We start from the raw sequence: 19,400 nt of genomic DNA, 5'->3' as shown, positions 1-19,400 counted from the left end.
AGAAATTCCCAGGTTGTCATTCTTTTCCTTTATGTTCAGGAAATCCCCGAACGCAATTACCGCGATTCTCAATCCTGCTTTAATTTGAAATACTAACCATCAACCAAAATTAAAGCATATGAAAACCTTCCAAATTCAAAAAAGGATTCCCTCGATCTTCTGTATTCTTCTTTTATTGCCGTTAATTTTTATGCTGACTCATTCCTGTAAAACGGAAAAGAAAGAGATTCCTGCTGAACCTGAAAAGGAAGTGGTCAAGAACAACTATGAGGTGGATATCACTACTGAGAATATGGAATTCTTTGCTCCTGACACCATTCCCTCCGGATGGACAACCTGGACCTACCACAACAAATCCACCCAACCACACTTCATCCTGATCGACGATTATATTGACACCATTACGATGAAGGAATTCAAGGAACAACTACTCCCCCCTTTTGGAGAAGGGATCTCCAAAATGTATGAGGGTAAAAATGAGGAGGCCTTTGCGGCCTTTGATAAGATCCCGGAATGGTATGCCAGTACAACCTGGCCCGGAGGTGTCGGATTAATTTCTCCCGGAAAAACTGCCGTAACCACGTTATTTCTGGATCCCGGTTTCTACATTTTCGAATGTTATGTAAAAATGAGCAATGGGATGTTCCATACCAATATGGGAATGTATAAAGCACTTATCGTTTCTGAAGAAAAATCCACCCTTTCGGAACCTACGGCCGATTATGAAATAAGCATTTCAAGTGAGGCAGGTATCACAGGTACACTTCCGGATAAACCCGGCACCTATGTACTATCAGTAAGCTATATCGATCAGAAAAAATATGATAATTTTCAGGGGCATGATGTAAATCTCGTAAAGATTGCTGAAGATACAGAGCTTGCGGTTCTAGAGAACTGGATGAACTGGCTTAATCTTGACGGACTCATCGATCCGGTTCCGGAGGGCTTTACCTTTCTGGGTGGCGTGAACGATATGCCTGCCGGACACAAAGGATATTTCAAAGTTACGCTCGATCCCGGCAAGTATGCACTGATCTCTGAAGTTCCTAAACCTTCAGAAATGAACTTGCTCAAGACTTTTGAAATCTCTGAATAGAATATGAATTAAATCATATATTAGTATCATCCAACCAAATACAAAATATATGAAAAGAACATTTCTGCTGTACCTCGCCGTTATTTTACTTTCGGGAACAGCCTATTGCCAGGATCAGTATATCTTCCCGTTCGGAAGTGGTCCAAACAAATTATTCATGAAGGAGATTATACAATTAACCGGCAAGGAACGCCCTAAAATCTGTTATCTGCCAACGGCGTCAGGAGATAGTGAACGAGGGATCATCCGCTGGTATGAGCTTGTAAATGACCTTCCGGTAGAACCTTATGTACAGGGAGTATGGATAAGTTCCTATCGCCAGAAACAAACCTTTGAAGAGGTATTACTCAGTATGGACGCCATCGTAGTCGGCGGAGGAAACACGCTTAACATGATCGCCATCTGGAAGGCACAGGGTATCGACAAAGTACTTAAGAAAGCACTGGAAAAAGGTATCGTACTTGCCGGTGGAAGTGCCGGATCCCTTTGTTGGTTCGACAATGGTACTACCGATTCCCGCCCGATCGAATTAAGTGTTGTAGAAGGATTAGGATTCCTGCCCTATAGCCATAGTCCGCATTATGATGGTGAAGAATTCCGCAGACCGGTGTATCATGAAAATATTAAAAAAGGGGTTTTCAAAGCAGGATATGCAATGGATAACAATGCTGGGATCATCTTTAAGAACGGTAAACCTTTTAAAGTAGTTTCCATCGATGAGAAATATAACTGCTACTTCGTTTCCTTAAAAGACGGAGAAGTGGTTGAAGAAAAGCTGGACCATATAATCCTTCAGTAAACCTTTTTTAAAAATCTGATGACAAGAATCTATCGAAAACTGCTAGTCTGTTCTTGTGGTATTGTACTGTCTCAGATCTTTATAAAGTGTAACCGTGTAGCAGCCGCCACTGACCCGGAAAGATTCTGAGGTCAGTGGGCGCTCTATGGAATTCAGGAATTCTATTCTCTGAATAACATCTGGCATGACACTTCCGGTTCCAATGAGAATCGTAAAGGGTGCATACGCTACGATGGCTTAGGTGGTATGGGTGTACACCATACGTCTCAAGATTATGGAAATTACATTTTCGTTTGGATACGAATCGGCGAAATTCAAAATCAATAAGTTGTCCGCTGCTATAAAATGCCCCATTTAAACCTTCATTTCCCCAAACGATATCGGCTACAACCTATATGTTTAAAACAAGTGAAATGAAAAATATAATCTGTACTGCAATACTGCTTTTCCTCTCCTGCAAATCAGAAACCAGGGAAATTGTTGCTTCTGAATCAAAGGAACTTAAAGAACTTCAATCCAAACTTGATGCATTGTTCAATGATCAGATCGACCCCGATGAACCCGGTGCAGCACTACTGGTAGCTTATGACGGAGAAATGCTGATCGGTAAAGGGTATGGCTTACGTGATGTATCCGCCAACCAACCCATCACTAAAAGTACAAATCTGAGAATGGGCTCGATCAGTAAACAATTCACCGCCCTGAGTATCCTCCAGTTGGTAGATGCAGGCAAGATAAATCTGAACGATTCCGTTTACTCGTTTTTTCCTGTGGAATCCTTTAAAGATGGTACTACCCTGGAAGAACTTCTCAATCATACTTCAGGTAAACAAGATGCCGAGGAAGCCTTCTTTACCGAATGGGATTCGACTAAGGTAGCGGAGAATAAAGATATACTCGCCTGGTATCAACATCAGAACAGAACTATAACGCCTCATGGAGAAGAATTCCAGTACAATAACGGTATCTATGAGCTTATTCCTTGTATCGTTGAGAAGGTCAGCGGACAAAAGTTTGCTGAATATGCCAAAACCTATGTTTTCGATAAAGCGGGAATGGAAGGAACGAATTTCTTCGATCTGGCTCATCCTATCGACATTCAGGAAAGAGCATATTGCTATGAAGAAGACGCTCAGGGAAATTGGAAAAAGGTCGACGGTCATTTTCTGAATGGACTCCTTGGAGCGGGTGGGGTCTACACAAGTGTAAATGACTATTTTCGCTATGATCAGGCATTGAGAAACGGGATGCTACTTTCGGATGCCACTGCAGAACTGATCTTTAAACCCAGCTCGCAATTCACTATGAACGATAAGGAAATGCATTATGCCATGGGATGGATGGTAACCGACAGTACGGCTATGCATACCGGAGGATGGTTCGGTACAAATACCTTTACGAAGCGATATCTGAACAAACCCCTGACCATCGCCATTTTCATGAACAGAAACACCCTTTTCGATGATGACCTCGTAGAAAAAACCGATTCATTGGTACTGGCTTATATCAAACTTCTCGAGGAAAAATAATGAGACATTCACTAATGAAAAATAAGTAATTGGATCTGAAAAAGAAATTAAGATGGAACCTCGAAAATTAATCGTTTACATTGCCTGTTCACTGGATGGCTACATTGCAAAACCGAACGATGACCTAAGTTTTCTGGACCGGGTTCAAAAGGAAGGAGAAGATTATGGTTATCATGATTTTATAGCAAACGTGGATACGGTCATCATAGGAAGAAGAACCTATGACTGGGTGGTAAAGCAAGTCGGTTTTTTTCCACATTCCGACAAGGAAACCTATATCATTACCCGAACTTCGAAACCTGCACAGGATACAATAAACTTTTACTCGGGTTCCTTAACAGAACTCATTTTTTCTTTAAAAAGCAAAAAAGGTAAAAACATATTTTGTGATGGAGGTGCAGCCATTGTAAACGCTTTGCTTAAAGAAAACCTCATCGATGAATTTATCATTTCTGTGATTCCCGTCCTGACTGGAGATGGTATACGACTTTTTCAAAACGGCAGACCGGAACAGGCATTAAGACTGATCTCTGCAAAAAGCTTCGAAACAGGACTCGTACAGCTCCATTATCAAAAGTTTAGTGAATAAATGTGCAATACTACATTCCCGCATTGCTACATACACAAGGTACTAATATGATAATAATTCATAATTTACCCCTATGAAACTGATGACCAGCCGACTTTTAATACGTCCGATAGCACACGATGACAGCGAATCTGTTTTTGCCTACCGGAAAAATAAGGAAGTCAATAAATATCAAGGCTGGATACCGGAATCCCTGCCGGAGGTAACCGAATTCATCAACAAGACCGCCCGTGAACCAGATCTACCGGAAACATGGTTTCAGCTTGTCATTATTGAAAATGCTTCTGGAAGACTCATGGGCGATATCGGACTCCATTTCTTTGGAATCCGTAATGAACAGGTAGAGATCGGTTGTACTCTTCATCAGGATTTCCAGGGAAAGGGATTTGCCACAGAAGCTTTAGAAAGTATCATTACATTTTTATTCACCGAGTTGAATAAGCATCGTATCATCGCCTCCATCGATCCGGAAAACCTATCGGTAATTCGACTGCTCGAACGTACCGGATTTCAAAAAGAAGCACATTTCAGGAAAAGTCTTTTCCTAAACGATCAATGGGTGGACGATGTCATTTTCGCCATGCTTCGAACCGACTGGAAAAACAGTTCGAATTTCTAAAATTCAAAGAGATATCACTAACTTTAACAGGATCATTATCAATATCTGATGAGAAAAATAACGGTTTTAGCGATGATAACCCTGGATGGAGTCATACAGGCTCCGGGTGGACCCGAAGAAGACCTTTCAGGTAATTTTGAATATGGTGGCTGGACCAAACCCTTTGGTGATGAAACCTATGGTAAGGTGGTCAAGGAGGAACTGGATTTTTCCGATTACCTTCTGGGCAGAAAGACCTTCGACATCTGGGCCGATTACTGGCCTCACCATGGTGAATTCTGGCCGGGAATCAATGCAGGAAACAAATACATCTTCAGCAATTCCCTGTCAGATACCGATCCAAGGGTAATCGGCTGGAACAATACCAAAATTATTCGGGATATTGAGGAAGTCAAAAAAATCAAAGCCTCTGCTGGTGCTCCTATTCAGGTTTGGGGAAGTAGCGAACTTGTACCACTGCTGCTAAATCATGATCTGGTAGATGAATTACGCCTTAAAATCCATCCGTTACTTTTAGGGAATGGAAAAAAACTTTTTACGAACGGTGTTATTCCCGCTGCGTTTTCTTTACAGGAACATACCGTTACTTCTACCGGTGTGATCATTGCAAGCTTTAAACGAGAAGGTGAAGTGGCTACAGGCTCCTATTAAAATACCTTCATTTTACTGATAACGTCATTGAATATGCCGCATTATTCCTATATTTCTAAACGATATGAGAAAAAATGATCGTCACGTATTCCGTACCCTTGTAATCCTGTTGATCTCCCTGACCATCACAGGTTGTACCAAAGAAAAATCAACAATCGATAAAATAGACCTGTCTGGTCAATGGAACTTTAAACTTGACCGGAACAATATCGGCAAGGAAGCGCAGTGGTTTAATGAAACCTTCGAAGAGCTGGTTGAACTTCCTGGAACTACTGATGAGAATCTGAAAGGGACTGAGAATGACGCAGTGGAAGTCAATTATCTGACTCGAAAATTCATCTATGAAGGCAAAGCCTGGTATCAGCGTGAAATTTCAATTCCGACTGATTGGGAAGGAAAATATATTGAATTATTCCTCGAACGTACCAAAGCCACCGAAGTATGGGTAGACGATCAGTATTTTCCACTTCGAAAAAGTCTCATTGCTCCTCATACTTATGACCTTTCTTCGGCTTTGAAACCTGGAAATCATAGACTCACCATTTCAGTAGACAATTCCAAAGACCTTTTTCCGGTCGGCGGATCCCATGCATTGGCGAGCCATACGCAGACCAATTGGAATGGTATCATCGGAAAAATCGAACTTCGTGCCTCTGAAAGTGTACATTTGAAATCGGTTAAACTCTTTCCCGATGTAAAAAATAAAGCGGTGAAAGCGGTGGTCCAAATTACCAATCCCAACAATTATAAATTGGAAGGGTCTCTGGTGTTACAGGCCAAATCTTTAACCGGAACTCAGGCACCAATTTCCACCCAAACTTTTGAATTTGCAGCAGAAGAAAACCTGATAACCCTCACGAAATTCTATGAGATGGGGGATGATTTTATGACCTGGGATGAATTCGAACCCGGACTGTATAACCTTTCTGTTCGTTTAAAGACCTCAACCAACAAGGATCTAAGTTTTGAAGATGATGGGACGTATACCTTTGGCATGTTGGATTTCAAAACCAAAGGCACCCAATTCACCGCCAATGATAAGACCATTTTACTCCGTGGAAAGCATGACGCCTGTGTCTTTCCCTTGACAGGTTACCCTCCAATGACCAAGGATGAATGGCTGCGTTACATGAAGATCTGCAAGGAATACGGACTTAATCATGTGCGCTTTCATAGCTGGACCCCTCCGGAGGCAGCTTTCGAGGCTGCCGACATCGTTGGAATCTACCTGCAGGCAGAATTGCCGAATTGGCGCTACTTCGAAAAAAATGATACCGCGCACTACAACTTTCAATTACAGGAAGGAAAGAATATTCTGGAAGCCTACTCCAACCACCCCAGCTTTGTTATGTTAGCATTGGGTAATGAACTAGGCGGAGACCGGGAACGTACTGCTTCGGTGGTTGACTCGCTGAAATCTTATGATAGCAGTATTCTTTATGCACAGGGCTCAAATAACTTTTTTTGGGATCCGGAGGTACAACCCAATGAAGATTTCTTTGTTTCTGCAAGAACCAAACAGCGGGAAGAAAACTTCGTAAATGATATAAGGGCTTCCTTTGCCTATATCGATGATCCGGATGGAGGAATGCTCAACGGTCAGTTTCCAAATACCACCCGAAATTTCCACAATGCCCTGAAATATTGTGAAGTTCCGGCTATCGGTCATGAGACTGGTCAGTATCAGGTAATGCCAGATTTTGATGAACCCGACAAATATACCGGGGTACTGGAAGCCCGGAATTTTGAAGTATTTCGTCAGCGCATGATCGAACGAAATATGTATCCCTATTGGAAAGAACTCTTTATGGCTTCAGGAAAACATGCCGCTATGTGCTATCAGGATGATAACGAGATCTCCATGCGTACCCCTGGATTTGGAGGGTTTCAAATCCTGGATCTTCAGGATTTCCCGGGACAGGGAACCGCCCTGGTAGGTATGCTTGACGCCTTTATGGATTCCAAAGGAATCATAACCCCCGAAAAATGGCGCCAATCCTGTGCACCACAAACCATTCAGGCTGAAATGCCAAAACGTATCTGGCAAAATGATGAAGTATTTATCGCCGACCTAATCGCCATAAATTATGGAGCCGACGATCTAAAGGACGAAGCTATTTCATGGAAGCTAAAGATCGCTGATGGCCCTATCATTACAGAAGGAAAAACTGAGAGCTTTACCTATAATCAGGGAAAAATAACCGAAGCCGGAAGTATTCAGATTCCACTGAATACTGTTACAGCTGCAAAGAAATTAGTGCTTACATTGTCAACGATAGCCAGTGACATAACCAACGATTATGAAATATGGGTGTATCCGCCGACCACGTCTATTCAGAAACCAGAATCGGTCATGATCACTACCATACTTGATGCATCTGTTATCAAACAGCTGAATGACGGAAAGAACATACTTTTGATTCCGGATCCTGAAAGTATTGCACAGAACTCCACCGGAGGATTGTTCATGAGTGATTACTGGTGTTACCCCATGTTCAAACAGATCTGCGAGAATAATAATAAGCCGGTTTCACCGGGGACTCTTGGTCTTCTGATCGATAATACCCATCCCGTTTTTAATAACTTCCCTACCGAAGATCATTCAAACTGGCAATGGTGGTCACTGATGAAAAAGTCCCACCCGATTATGATCGATAATACTGATCCCGGTTATAGACCGATCGTGCAGGCGGTAGATAATTTTGAGAGGAGTTCGAAGCTTGGAGTTCTCTTTGAATTCAAGGTTGGAAAAGGCAAACTGTTCATTTGTTCTACCGATCTCAGTGACCGCGAAGATGTCACTGCAAATACATTATTGAAATCGATCCTTTCATATATGGGATCCGATGAATTTGTACCGAAAAACGAGATCGCCAGCGATAACCTTTTAAAGGTGATCTATGGGGAGGGTGTAAAACAATTAAAAACCAGAAAGACGAATGACGACAGTAATACCAGTGGCTATGATCTGGTAGAATGAGTAACCGGTAAAAAAATGGTTTTTACCAGGTTTAAGAAAATTTAAAATGTTTAATTTAAAGCTACAAAAGATTATTTAATATGACTACAACGAGCAAACATGATGAACGTATCGCTAAAATGACATTTTCATCCGTATATCCCCATTATATCACCAAGGTTGAAAAGAAAGGCAGAACTCTTGAAGAACTCCAGGAAGTCATCCAATGGCTAACCGGATATGATCCGCAACAACTACAGGGTTTGATAGACGAAAAGGCCACCTTTGAAACTTTCTTCGAAAGAGCCACCTTAAATCCGAATGCCCAACTCATCACCGGCGTGATCTGTGGCTACCGTATTGAAGAAATAGAAACTCCCCTGACGAAACAAGTAAGATATCTCGATAAGTTGGTCGATGAACTGGCAAAAGGACGTAAAATGGAGAAGATCCTTAGAGAAGGTTAACGATATGCGCTTTAGATCCTTGAAACTTATATGGATGGTGTTACTGACACTGGCAATTACTGATGCTAAAGCTCAGGAGCTACCTGGCCGTGATTTCAGGATCAGAACTATTACTGCAGGTGTGAATTTAAACAGTCTTTCAGACACCTTATCCATAAAGCATGCCATCGATTTTCTGAAAAGTTCAAAACAGCGCTATGAAGAAAACGGCTATGTGGTTCAAACCCTGAGAATCACTACACAGGATCTTTATTTATTAATGTCTGACTCACCGGATGAACAAACCTTATCAGACTTAATAATGATCGACAATCTTCTACTTAAAAATGAAGTAGCACTTTCTGTTGGTCAACTGGTGAAGGGAAACCGGTATAAAGAGGATATGGCTGATTGGGTCGTCAAACTGGTGAATCATACTGAAAACATCAGCTTCAATGTTTCCATAGCTTCGGAAGAGTACGGAATTCATTACAATACAATTCGAACGGCTGCCGCTATTTGCAAAGCCCTTGCGGATAATAGTGTGGATGGTGAAGCGAATTTCAGATTCACCGCCTCTGCAAACTGCCCTGCAAACATTCCTTTCTTTCCCGCTGCTACCCATCAGGGAGATAATCGCTTTGCGATCGGGCTTGAATATCCGAATCTTATTACCAGGGTTTTTGATAATTCTGACTGGATGAATGCTGAAGAAAATCTCCGAACTGAACTCAACAGAGAGTTCCTCCCCATTGAACGCATTGCGCTATACCTGGAATCTGATACCTGGCACTATGACGGTATCGATACCTCCCCGGCTCCCGGACTCGATGCCAGTATCGGGAAGGCCATCGAAGCACTCACAGGAGTACCCTTTGGGAATACTTCCACTCTAAGTGCATGTGCGATCATTACAAAAGTGATCAAAAGTCTTAAAGTAAGATCATGTGGATATTCAGGATTAATGCTTCCGGTTATAGAAGATCCGGTACTCGCTAAAAGAGCGATGGAAGAAAGATATACAGTCGAAGAATTACTGCTATTTTCCTCCGTATCCGGCACCGGCCTGGACGTAGTGCCCCTGGGAGGAGACATTTCCATCGAAACCCTTGAAAACACTTACCTGGATGTGGCCACGCTATCCTTAAAATATTTTAACAAAGCCCTTTCTGCGCGTCTCTTTCCGGTACCGGGAAAAAAACCGGGCGATGCAGTGGATTTCAACAATCCTCATTTGACCGCTGCCACCATCATGAAGCTTAGGTAATAGCCTCTAAGATTAAAATTTTGTAAGATTCTTACCCCCTGATTTCTGAATCTTTTTATTTTTACCCCATAATATTATATTCCCCGCAAGCCCCAATACTAATTTTTGTCCGTTACCTATGACCAATCCACACAAAAAGTATTTCCTAAGAAGAATAATTGCCGGTATTATAGATTACCTGATCATTTTTCTATGCACTTGTATCTATGCCATTCTTATGGGAGAACAGGACTTTTCAGGAGGATACCATTTGGGGACTTTAAAATCCATGGGGGTTATAGGCATTTGGGGCATCTTCACAATTGGCATTGAGCAACTACACGGCAGAACCCTTGGAAATTCATTGATGGAACTCCGCCCGAGATCTGTCAGCGGCCTCTCAGATGACCTTTTCTTTGGCCAATCTTTAAAAAGACATTTACTGGACCCTGTCGATATGTGGTTTTTCGGATTAGTGGGTATGATCATTATCGCAACCTCTGAAAAGCACCAAAGGCTTGGCGACATGTGGGCTCAGACCATCGTGGAAAGTACCAACAAAAAAGATAAATCCGATTTTCAGTAATAAAATATAAAGTCTTAACATTCGATCATAGTAATCACTGTGAGCCATTTCGCATAATTTCCCTACTTTAGGTAACGCAAAACTAGTGAACCATGCGAAAAATATTATTTCTTTTTCTTGTTATTCCTTTTCTAAGTACAGCACAAAACAAAGTCAGTTCGGCTTTTATCGATTCCCTTATTGAAGTTTCGATGTCCCGATTTCCCCAGGCCGGTATTGGGGTTGCCGTCATTCAGAATGGAGAAGTGACCCATTTGAAAGGTTATGGAATTACTTCAGTAAAAAAAGAAACCAAGGTAGATGAGAACACCTTATTCGCGATAGCATCGAACAGCAAGGCATTTACAACCACTGCTTTGGGAATCCTTGTTGACGAGGGCAAACTGAATTGGACCGACAAGGTAATAGATCATATCCCGGAATTCAGAATGTATGCTCCTTATGTTACCGAGAACTTTATGATCACAGACCTGCTAACACATCGCAGTGGACTCGGTTTAGGGGCAGGCGACCTGATGTTTTTTCCTGATGGAGCAGATTTTACAGTGGAGGATGTGATCAAAAGTTTTCAATATCAAACTCCCGTATCTGCGTTCAGGACAAAATATGATTATGATAATCTCCTCTATGTCGTAGCAGGAGAAGTAGTAAAGCGAGTAAGTGGTATGCCCTGGGATAAATTCGTTCAGGAAAGAATCATGAAACCCCTGAACATGAAGAATTCTGTAGGAATATTTCAAAATATCGACGGGTACACCAACATAGCCTATCCGCATAAGACCGAGGAAGGTAAATTAAAAGAAATACCTACTTATACCAAAGCTGATGGCTCGCTGGGTGCTGCCGGTGGGATCTATGCCAGCGTTAACGACCTGAGTAAATGGGTAACTATGCACCTTAACGAAGGCCTTTATGGCCAGGAGAAATCGGACACCCTGATCTCCCGTCGAAACCATCGTGAACTGTGGCGTATCCATACGAATATGAACTATAATGCTATGGGCGGAGGCATCTATAACAATCATTATCAGGGATACGGACTCGGATTCAGCCTTAGAGATGAAAACGGATATACCATTGTTCAACATTCCGGAGGATTACCAGGAATGCTTTCGATGATCACCATGATACCTGAGCTTAATGCCGGGATCATCATCCTTACCAATTCCGACCCTGGGGGTTACAGCCTGTTAACACTTACCAACGAAATCAAGGATGAATTAATAAATGTTGAAGGATTAAACTGGTTAGACTGGGCCGAAAATGCCTTATCACAAAGAGCCACAGAAGCAGATTCTGTAGTTACCGCCGTATGGAACAAAGTGGATAAAATGAAAAAGTCTAAGATCAACACAGAACGCTTTACAGGCACCTATAAAGATGACTGGTTTGGTGAAGTAGTGGTCTACCAAAAAAATGATGAACTCTGGATGCGATCAAAACGTTCACCTAAACTCAACGGGCGTATGTATTACTATAATGCCAACACCTTTGCCGTGTCATGGGAGTACAGAGATATGGAATGTGATGCCTTCGCTACCTTTCAGGTCGACGAAAATGATAATGCCACCTTGATCACCATGAAAGGGATCTCTCCTGATATCGATTTTAGCTTTGACTTTCAGGACCTGAAGTTAAAAAGGACTGAATAACCGGGAACGATAAGACCTCCTCATACTGTCATTATCAAATCTTCAGGCACCAACCCTTGTTGCATACTGATTCTTAATTCCTTACATTTAGCAGACAAGGATGTTTTATCTTAATCCCGATGCTATGAAAAGAAAAGATTTCCTGAAACAAACCGGATTGGCGGGTGCCTCGGTACTCTTGCTCAATCGATGCCAGTTGTTCACCCCGGCCGGATCCTCAAAGAACTCAGCACCATCGAAAGTATTCATCGAACCCCTGAAAGGTGAAGATCTTTTTTCCTACCTCGATCGCACCAACGGTTCTTTTAATATGCTTCAATATAAGCAACTTCTGGGAGCAGCCAATGAATTCAAGGAAGGTGATCAGACCCTTCAGGTCGCGGCTTTAAATGAATCTTCAAGATCATTTGCCAGGGAACTACTCGGAAATACTAAAATAAAGGATCTCGATTTACACCCGGTATATAAAGATGAGCTGCTGAATTTTATCCATACTTCTACCGCTAATAATGAGGAGGTAGGTACATGGACTATGAATGAACTGAAGCGGTTCATCCTGTCACAACCCGAGTATGAAATCAAATCGATCATGCCGGCACTTTCCAGCGATGTGATCGCTTGCCTGGTGAAATTGATGTCCAACGAAGAACTCATCACTATCGGTCAAAAAGTATTTAATCCGTTGCCAGATTCAAATATCGGCAGTAAAGGATATATGGGAGCAAGGGTACAACCCAATTCACCCACCGACAATGTTGAAGATATCAGCTGGCAGGTTTTTAATGCCTGGTCCTACGCTGTAGGCGATGTGGTCTTAGGTACAAACCCGGTGTCCAGCGATCCTGAATCCGTTGCAGCGATCGAAAAAGAACTATTTAAGATCATTTCAGACTTCGGACTTGAAAAGACGCTTCCAAACTGTGTACTCTCACATGTGGATATTCAGGCCGAAGTTGAAAAAGAGCATCCTGGTACTACAGGTATCTGGTTCCAGAGTATTGCAGGAACAGTTAACGCTAACAAGACCTTTGACGTCACTATCGATAAAATGCTTAAATATGCTTCCCTCAGAGACGGACAATTCGGATTCTATGCCGAAACCGGGCAGGGTGCAGACTTTACCAATGGTCACGGAGAAGGATTTGATATGGTGATGCATGAATCCAGAAAGTATGGTTTTCTGAGAGGACTTAAATATCGCATCAACGACTTAAAACAGGATAATAATTCGTGGGTGCATGTAAACGATGTGGCAGGATTCATTGGTCCTGAAGTATTCAAATCAAAAGAACAATTGGTGCGTTGCTGTCTGGAAGATATCGCAATGGGTAAACTCCACGGACTCACTATCGGGCTTGATATTTGCTCTACCTTGCATATGGATATAAATCTGGAAGACCTGGATTGGTGTATCACCGAGATCATGCCAGCTAATCCGGCATATCTTATGGCCTTACCCACCAAGAACGACCCTATGCTAAGCTATCTCACCACGGCCTTCAGCGACCATGTCAGGATCCGTCATCAGTTCGGATATAAGGTCAATGATGCTATGTGGGAATTCTTTAAAAAACTTGAAGTAATAGATGCCCAGGGTAATCCTACAGCGCATTTTGGTGATCCTATATGGGTATACTATAAATATCGATTGAAAACCGGTGACCAAAGACCCCTGTCGGAAATCTATGAAGAAGGAAAGAATTTCATCGCCAGAATAGAAGGTCGTGGTGTACCGATATCTCAGGGATATGGAAGCAATCACTGGGACCCGGAGCCATCTCTCAATGAACAAATACATCGTCTGTATGACGATGCGAAGATCAGTCTATGGACTGAAACCGATCCTGAATTCGTCAAACAAATACCAGCCGTTGCCGTGATCTCCACGGCTTCCAAAGACCGGAAAGATTATGTTTACCACCCTGAGTCCGGTGAAGCACTTACAGAGCAAGCCATAAAACAGGTACATTCCATAAAGTCGAACTGGAATACGATATTTCCGGATATTCAGATCATCATATCAGACGGACTTAATGCCAGGGCGCTGATGGACAATGGCCACCTCCTTCCATACCTTAACATATTGCGGAAAGAGCTCAAGGAAAAAGGCTTTACGATCAGTGAAGACCACATCTTCATAACCAATGGTCGTGTAAGAGCCGGTTATGCTTGTGGCGAATTGTTATTTGGCAACGATTCAGAGAAAGATGCCTCTTATGGTATCGTGCACATCATAGGGGAAAGACCCGGTTCAGGACATCATAATTTTTCAGCCTATCTAAGTGTCGCAACGGCGGGTGAATGGAGTAAAAAAGGAACCGTTGATCACAATATATCCAGAGTGGTCTCGGGTATTTCAGATACTGCACTGATCCCTGAAAATGCTGCAATGGCTACCATCAGAGAACTCGAAAAACTATTCATTAGTCAAAATGTTTAGATTCGGCTGCCGTGCATCCATGCGAAATCAATAAATATTACTAAACCTAAGATTCCATAAATTACCCTATCTTTTACCTATGAAAATCAAAGTTGTGGTATGAACCCAAAAGTAGATCAGTTTCTGGAAAATGCCCGTACCTGGCAGAATGAAATGCGTATGCTAAGAGCCATTATTCTCGAATGCGGACTCACCGAAGAATACAAATGGATGCATCCCTGTTACACTTTTCGGGATAGTAATGTAGTGCTGATACATCAATTCAAAGAATACTGTGCTTTGCTTTTTCATAAAGGCGTCCTGCTGAAGGATACGGAAGGTATTTTAATTCAGCAAACCAAAAATGTTCAGGCAGCCCGGCAAATACGATTTACCGATATCAGTGAGATTGAAACTTTAAAACCGGTGGTCAAAGCCTATATATTTGAAGCTGTAGAAGTTGAAAAAGCCGGTTTAAACGTCAGGATGAAAAAGACCTCGGAATATGAGGTGCCGGAAGAACTGACCCGTGCTTTTGATAAAAATTCCGGACTTAAAACTGCTTTCTATGCACTTACTCCCGGCCGTCAGCGAGCCTATTTATTGTACTTTTCACAGGCAAAACAAGAAAAGACACGAGTTTCCAGAATTGAAAAATATATTCCTGACATTCTGATAGGAAAGGGAATAAACGACAAATAGATCACCTGAAGAAAATCTGACACCATTAAATGGCCAGTCCGCCAGGGAATTCATAAATTTAGGATTCTATAAAAAATCAATTCCTATGAAATCAGAAAAGGAAAAAATGTTTGCCGGTGAACCCTATGATGCCCATTCCGCAGAAATGATCGCCATTCGTACCCGGGTAAAGCATATCCTGCACAAATTAAACGTTACGGAATACTATACCGATAAATTTCAGGCCACCATAAACGAACTCTGTCCCAATGCTGCGAAAGACCTTCATTTGGAACCTCCCTTCTATTGTGATTATGGAGACCATATCTATGCCGGTGAAGGGGTTTTTATCAACTTTGGCGCAGTGATTTTGGACGGAGCTAAAGTCACCATCGGTAGAAAAACACTGATAGCACCCGGAGTCCATATCTATACTGCCAGACATCCGCTGGGTATAGAAGAACGAAGGATATGGGAAGATTGTAAACCCGTAACCATTGGAGAGGAATGTTGGATAGGTGGGCATGCTACTATTTGCCCCGGAGTAACCATAGGAGACCGAGCCGTAATAGGGGCAGGTTCCGTGGTCACCAAAGATATACCAGCCGACACCCTTGCCGTTGGTAATCCTGCAAAGGTGGTAAAGAAACTCAATGAATAAGGCTGCAACCATGCGCCAGGTTCATGGGTATATTCAAGTAAAGATCAGAAAATGAAAAATAGAAAATGAAGGCATTTTCTGACCGATTTGGCCATTTTGACGGTTAATACATACAATTACAGAATTTTAGAAGGAAAATTCAACTCACTTTATTATCTTCACAGCTTAGGGTAAAAACGAACAAACCCTGAAACTGCTCCCAATTCTTTTGATTGAAATTACCAGGACGACCTACGTAATATTCGTTAAAAGAAAATGAGAATAAAAATACTTTTACTACTTGTCCTGAGCAGTTCCCTTATGCAAGCTCAAAAACTTATGTCTGACGATGCGATCGAGATCTCGAAAGGTTATCTCTATGAATATGTCGGGCCAGATTTGATTAGATTCTTTGATTTTGCAATTCCGAACAGTTCCTATTATGTTTTTGATCGAAACCAACCACTCACACCCTTCGAACCGGATAAAAAATTAAAAAAGAACTTCTCTGAGATCTGGATACAATGGAACTTCAGCTACCCTGAATTCGGAGATTCAAGTCTTTGGGTAAAACTGAACGCCGATCTTGAATTACTGGAGTCCATCGATCTTGATTTTATCCCGGAATATGTCTGGAAAAATGAATCCGATGAATTCATTTCAGTAGCTGAAGCGGAAGCGATAGGAGATTCCATTCTCAAAAAGACTGAATTCGGAAGGTCAGAACCCAGGCTTACATTTGATAAAGAAAAATACAAGTATATCTATACTATCGAAAACAGGCTTTCCAATAAGACCGATATTTTCGGTAAGGACCGGGCTATGGTGGAGATCCTTGAGATCGATGCGGTAACGGGTGAACCGTTTGAACTGATCAAAAGTGAAGATAAACTAATCATGCGCTATAACAAGCGTTAACCTGTCCTTTACCTAAATCATGAATTATTAAATTGAAGAATAATTCATTAAATTTGAAGTATATAATCTTCGAACTTTTTAGCATTCTTTTAAACGAATGCTATATATCTACCCCAGGAGGATTAAATACGATCAATCGTGCAGCAACTTTTCAAAATATTCAAGTTCACTACTGAAGATGCAAAAGCATTGGAGGGAAAGGAAATCATTCCACACGAACATGATTTTGAAGAATTGATTGTCGGTGTTGAAGGAAAAGTAAGCCATTTTATAGATTTTGGAGATGCTACCATCTATGCCCCATTTGTCAGTTTTGTAACTCAGGGAAAAATCCATCGGTTGCATCCGCAAACCCATAATGGAATTTGTAATTTCTGGGTCATTAGATTCAGAAGCGAATTCATATCTGAGTCCTTATTTCGGCTATATGCCTTTTTCCATAATCGTGCAAATATCTCGTTGGCAAGTAAACGCTGCTTTACCCGTTATTCGACATTGTGTGATATGATGTTTGATGAATACAGACAGGAGCGCCCTGATCTGGCTATTCTAAAGCAATTGCTTACCACACTCATCACCATGCTTTATGGTGAATCATCAATGTCTGATAATGATGAAAAGCAGTTAAGTGCCAATATGGAAACCTATGCAAATTTTTTACTAATCCTTGAAGATAATTATAAAAGAGCGGAAAAGGTTTCCTTCTATGCTGAAAAACTATTCATGACCGAACGAAATCTGAATCGAATCTGTCAGGAGGTGATCCACCAAAGCGTTTCCGAAATTATCGAGAACCGTAAACTGACGGAAGCCAAAAATTTACTGATCGGAACTTCCAGAACGGTTGCTGAGATCGGATATGAACTCGGGTATAATGAAAAAGCCTATTTTTCCAAGGTCTTCAAGCGTAGAACCGGACAAACCCCTACCGAATTCAGAAGGGAAATGAAAAAGCTCATTTCCTAAAAGTACAACGCTTCTTCCTGATCGTATTACCCAACAACTATTTAATTGTCAGACATTTGTACCAACAATAGTTCTTAAAAACCAGGTTGCCCCAAACCTGCAGGCCATGATTATTTTATAACATAAAAAATCAAATCATATGTCAGCAACAGCTGCGATCTGGAATTCAGATCCTACACACAGTGAAGTAACATTCAAAGTAAAACACCTGATGATCTCTAACGTAAAAGGAGAGTTCACAAGTTTTAGTGCTCAAATAGACGGCGAAAATTTTGAATCCGCAACGATATCAGCCAAAATCGATGCCGCATCGGTTTATACGAATAACAATGATCGAGATACCCATTTAAAAAGTGCAGATTTCTTTGAGGTGGAAAAATATCCGGAACTGTCTTTCGTAAGCACCGGAATCAAGAAGATCGATGATGAGGAGTATAAACTTACCGGAGATCTTACTATTAAAGGAATTACGAAACCAATAACTCTTGATGTCGAATTCGGAGGATATATGAAAGATCCATATGGCAATGAAAAAGCTGGTTTTTCATTATCTGGAAAACTCAACCGTAAAGATTACGGATTGAACTGGAATGCCGCTCTTGAAACCGGAGGTGTCCTGGTAAGTGATGAAGTTAAACTGGCTGCAGAGGTACAGTTTGTTAAAGCCTGATTAAAAGGCAACATTATTACGTGAACAGAAAAGAATTCATAGCTACGATCAGCTTATTACCCTTTGCCGGAAACACGATGAACCTAAACTCGCTCTACAAATTTCAACAGGACCTACCTGAAACGGACAAGATGCCGGTCCTCTTTCTGGGACATGGAAGTCCGATGAATGCCATAGAGGAAAACGAATTCGTTTCTCAATTCAGAAAACGAGGGAAGGAGTTAAGGAAACCAAAAGCGATATTATGTATCTCGGCACACTGGGAAACCAGAGGGACAAAGGTTACAGCCATGAATCACCCGAGAACAATCCACGACTTTGGAGGTTTCCCCCAAGCCTTGTTTGATGTGGAATATCCTGCTCCAGGCAGCCCTCAATTAGCTGCTGAGACTATTAAATTGATCACAAAAGCCCCTGTGGAAGCAGATGACCATTGGGGGCTTGATCATGGAGCTTGGAGTGTTATAAAACATATGTATCCTAATGCGGATATCCCTGTAGTTCAGCTAAGTCTGGATTATACAAAACCGGTTAAATACCATTATGAATTGGCACAACAACTGGCAGGATTACGCAACAAAGGCGTCCTGATCATCGGAAGTGGCAATGTGGTTCATAATCTAAGAAAAGTTGCCTGGCAACAACTGAATGAACCCTTCGGATGGGACTGGGCAATGGAAGCGAATGATAAGATCAGAAGTCTTATCCTGAACGGCGATCATAAATCCCTGATCGATTATTCGAACCTGGGAAGAAGCCTTCAGCTTTCAATTCCAACACCAGAACATTATTTACCATTGCTATATGCATTAGCATTACAAGGAAAAAATGAAGAGGCTGAGTTGTTCAACGATACAACTGTAGGTGGCTCAATAAGCATGTTATCGCTTCAAATTGCATGAGAGATTACCTGCGCTATGATGATTGATTGATA

General features: G+C 41.7%; 18 protein-coding genes. All 18 read left to right on the top strand.

What is annotated here, in order from left to right:
* Positions 1-118 precede the first annotated feature (118 nt).
* The 18 genes from DMZ48_RS03525 (at position 119) to ygiD (ending at position 19,368) form a co-directional block, all read left to right on the top strand.
* On the top strand, positions 119-1,096 hold the full coding sequence (locus tag DMZ48_RS03525; protein ID WP_143953704.1) for a hypothetical protein: 978 nt from the start codon (positions 119-121) through the stop codon (positions 1,094-1,096).
* Positions 1,097-1,145: 49 nt separating this feature from the next.
* Positions 1,146-1,895 carry a Type 1 glutamine amidotransferase-like domain-containing protein gene (locus DMZ48_RS03520; RefSeq protein ID WP_143953703.1) on the top strand — a complete coding sequence of 250 codons (750 nt, stop codon included), beginning with the start codon at positions 1,146-1,148 and terminating at the stop codon, positions 1,893-1,895.
* Positions 1,896-2,308: 413 nt separating this feature from the next.
* Complete coding sequence (locus DMZ48_RS03515; protein WP_162558657.1) at positions 2,309-3,424, top strand: serine hydrolase domain-containing protein; 1,116 nt, start codon at positions 2,309-2,311, stop codon at positions 3,422-3,424.
* Positions 3,425-3,476: 52 nt separating this feature from the next.
* On the top strand, positions 3,477-4,013 hold the full coding sequence (locus DMZ48_RS03510) for a dihydrofolate reductase family protein (RefSeq protein ID WP_143953701.1): 537 nt from the start codon (positions 3,477-3,479) through the stop codon (positions 4,011-4,013).
* Positions 4,014-4,086: 73 nt separating this feature from the next.
* Complete coding sequence (locus DMZ48_RS03505) at positions 4,087-4,632, top strand: GNAT family N-acetyltransferase (RefSeq protein WP_143953700.1); 546 nt, start codon at positions 4,087-4,089, stop codon at positions 4,630-4,632.
* 48 nt (positions 4,633-4,680) lie between these two features.
* Positions 4,681-5,283 carry a dihydrofolate reductase family protein gene (locus DMZ48_RS03500; RefSeq protein WP_143953699.1) on the top strand — a complete coding sequence of 201 codons (603 nt, stop codon included), beginning with the start codon at positions 4,681-4,683 and terminating at the stop codon, positions 5,281-5,283.
* A 64-nt stretch (positions 5,284-5,347) separates the two neighbouring features.
* On the top strand, positions 5,348-8,263 hold the full coding sequence (locus DMZ48_RS03495; RefSeq protein WP_143953698.1) for a sugar-binding domain-containing protein: 2,916 nt from the start codon (positions 5,348-5,350) through the stop codon (positions 8,261-8,263).
* An 80-nt stretch (positions 8,264-8,343) separates the two neighbouring features.
* The gene (locus tag DMZ48_RS03490; RefSeq protein WP_143953697.1) at positions 8,344-8,709 is read left to right on the top strand and encodes a DUF2200 domain-containing protein; all 366 of its coding nucleotides are present in this window, start codon (positions 8,344-8,346) and stop codon (positions 8,707-8,709) included.
* Complete coding sequence (locus tag DMZ48_RS03485; RefSeq protein ID WP_143953696.1) at positions 8,660-9,955, top strand: DUF711 family protein; 1,296 nt, start codon at positions 8,660-8,662, stop codon at positions 9,953-9,955. The genes DMZ48_RS03490 and DMZ48_RS03485 overlap by 50 nt, the downstream gene beginning before the upstream one ends.
* Positions 9,956-10,073: 118 nt before the next feature.
* Positions 10,074-10,520, top strand: coding sequence for an RDD family protein (locus tag DMZ48_RS03480; protein ID WP_143953695.1), 447 nt, complete (start codon positions 10,074-10,076; stop codon positions 10,518-10,520).
* Positions 10,521-10,612: 92 nt separating this feature from the next.
* Positions 10,613-12,172, top strand: a complete 1,560-nt coding sequence (locus tag DMZ48_RS03475; protein ID WP_143953694.1) for a serine hydrolase — start codon at positions 10,613-10,615, stop codon at positions 12,170-12,172.
* Positions 12,173-12,296: 124 nt separating this feature from the next.
* Positions 12,297-14,612 carry an ethanolamine ammonia-lyase subunit EutB gene (gene eutB, locus DMZ48_RS03470; RefSeq protein WP_143953693.1) on the top strand — a complete coding sequence of 772 codons (2,316 nt, stop codon included), beginning with the start codon at positions 12,297-12,299 and terminating at the stop codon, positions 14,610-14,612.
* Between the two features lie 99 nt (positions 14,613-14,711).
* Positions 14,712-15,293: a YdeI/OmpD-associated family protein gene (locus DMZ48_RS03465; protein ID WP_143953692.1), complete on the top strand. Its 582-nt coding sequence runs from the start codon at positions 14,712-14,714 to the stop codon at positions 15,291-15,293.
* An 85-nt stretch (positions 15,294-15,378) separates the two neighbouring features.
* Positions 15,379-15,933: a sugar O-acetyltransferase gene (locus DMZ48_RS03460; RefSeq protein WP_143953691.1), complete on the top strand. Its 555-nt coding sequence runs from the start codon at positions 15,379-15,381 to the stop codon at positions 15,931-15,933.
* A gap of 255 nt (positions 15,934-16,188) precedes the next feature.
* Positions 16,189-16,830 (top strand): hypothetical protein, encoded by a 642-nt coding sequence (locus DMZ48_RS03455; protein WP_143953690.1) that lies wholly within the window; start codon positions 16,189-16,191, stop codon positions 16,828-16,830.
* 138 nt (positions 16,831-16,968) lie between these two features.
* The gene (locus tag DMZ48_RS03450) at positions 16,969-17,796 is read left to right on the top strand and encodes a helix-turn-helix domain-containing protein (protein WP_143953689.1); all 828 of its coding nucleotides are present in this window, start codon (positions 16,969-16,971) and stop codon (positions 17,794-17,796) included.
* A 139-nt stretch (positions 17,797-17,935) separates the two neighbouring features.
* Positions 17,936-18,466, top strand: a complete 531-nt coding sequence (locus DMZ48_RS03445) for a YceI family protein (protein ID WP_143953688.1) — start codon at positions 17,936-17,938, stop codon at positions 18,464-18,466.
* A gap of 77 nt (positions 18,467-18,543) precedes the next feature.
* Complete coding sequence (gene ygiD, locus DMZ48_RS03440) at positions 18,544-19,368, top strand: 4,5-DOPA-extradiol-dioxygenase (protein WP_143953838.1); 825 nt, start codon at positions 18,544-18,546, stop codon at positions 19,366-19,368.
* The last annotated feature ends 32 nt before the right edge of the window (positions 19,369-19,400 follow it).

The organism is Robertkochia solimangrovi (assembly GCF_007279655.1).
Classification (GTDB): Bacteria; Bacteroidota; Bacteroidia; order Flavobacteriales; family Flavobacteriaceae; genus Robertkochia; species Robertkochia solimangrovi.
This window is presented reverse-complemented; position numbering and strand designations above follow the sequence as displayed.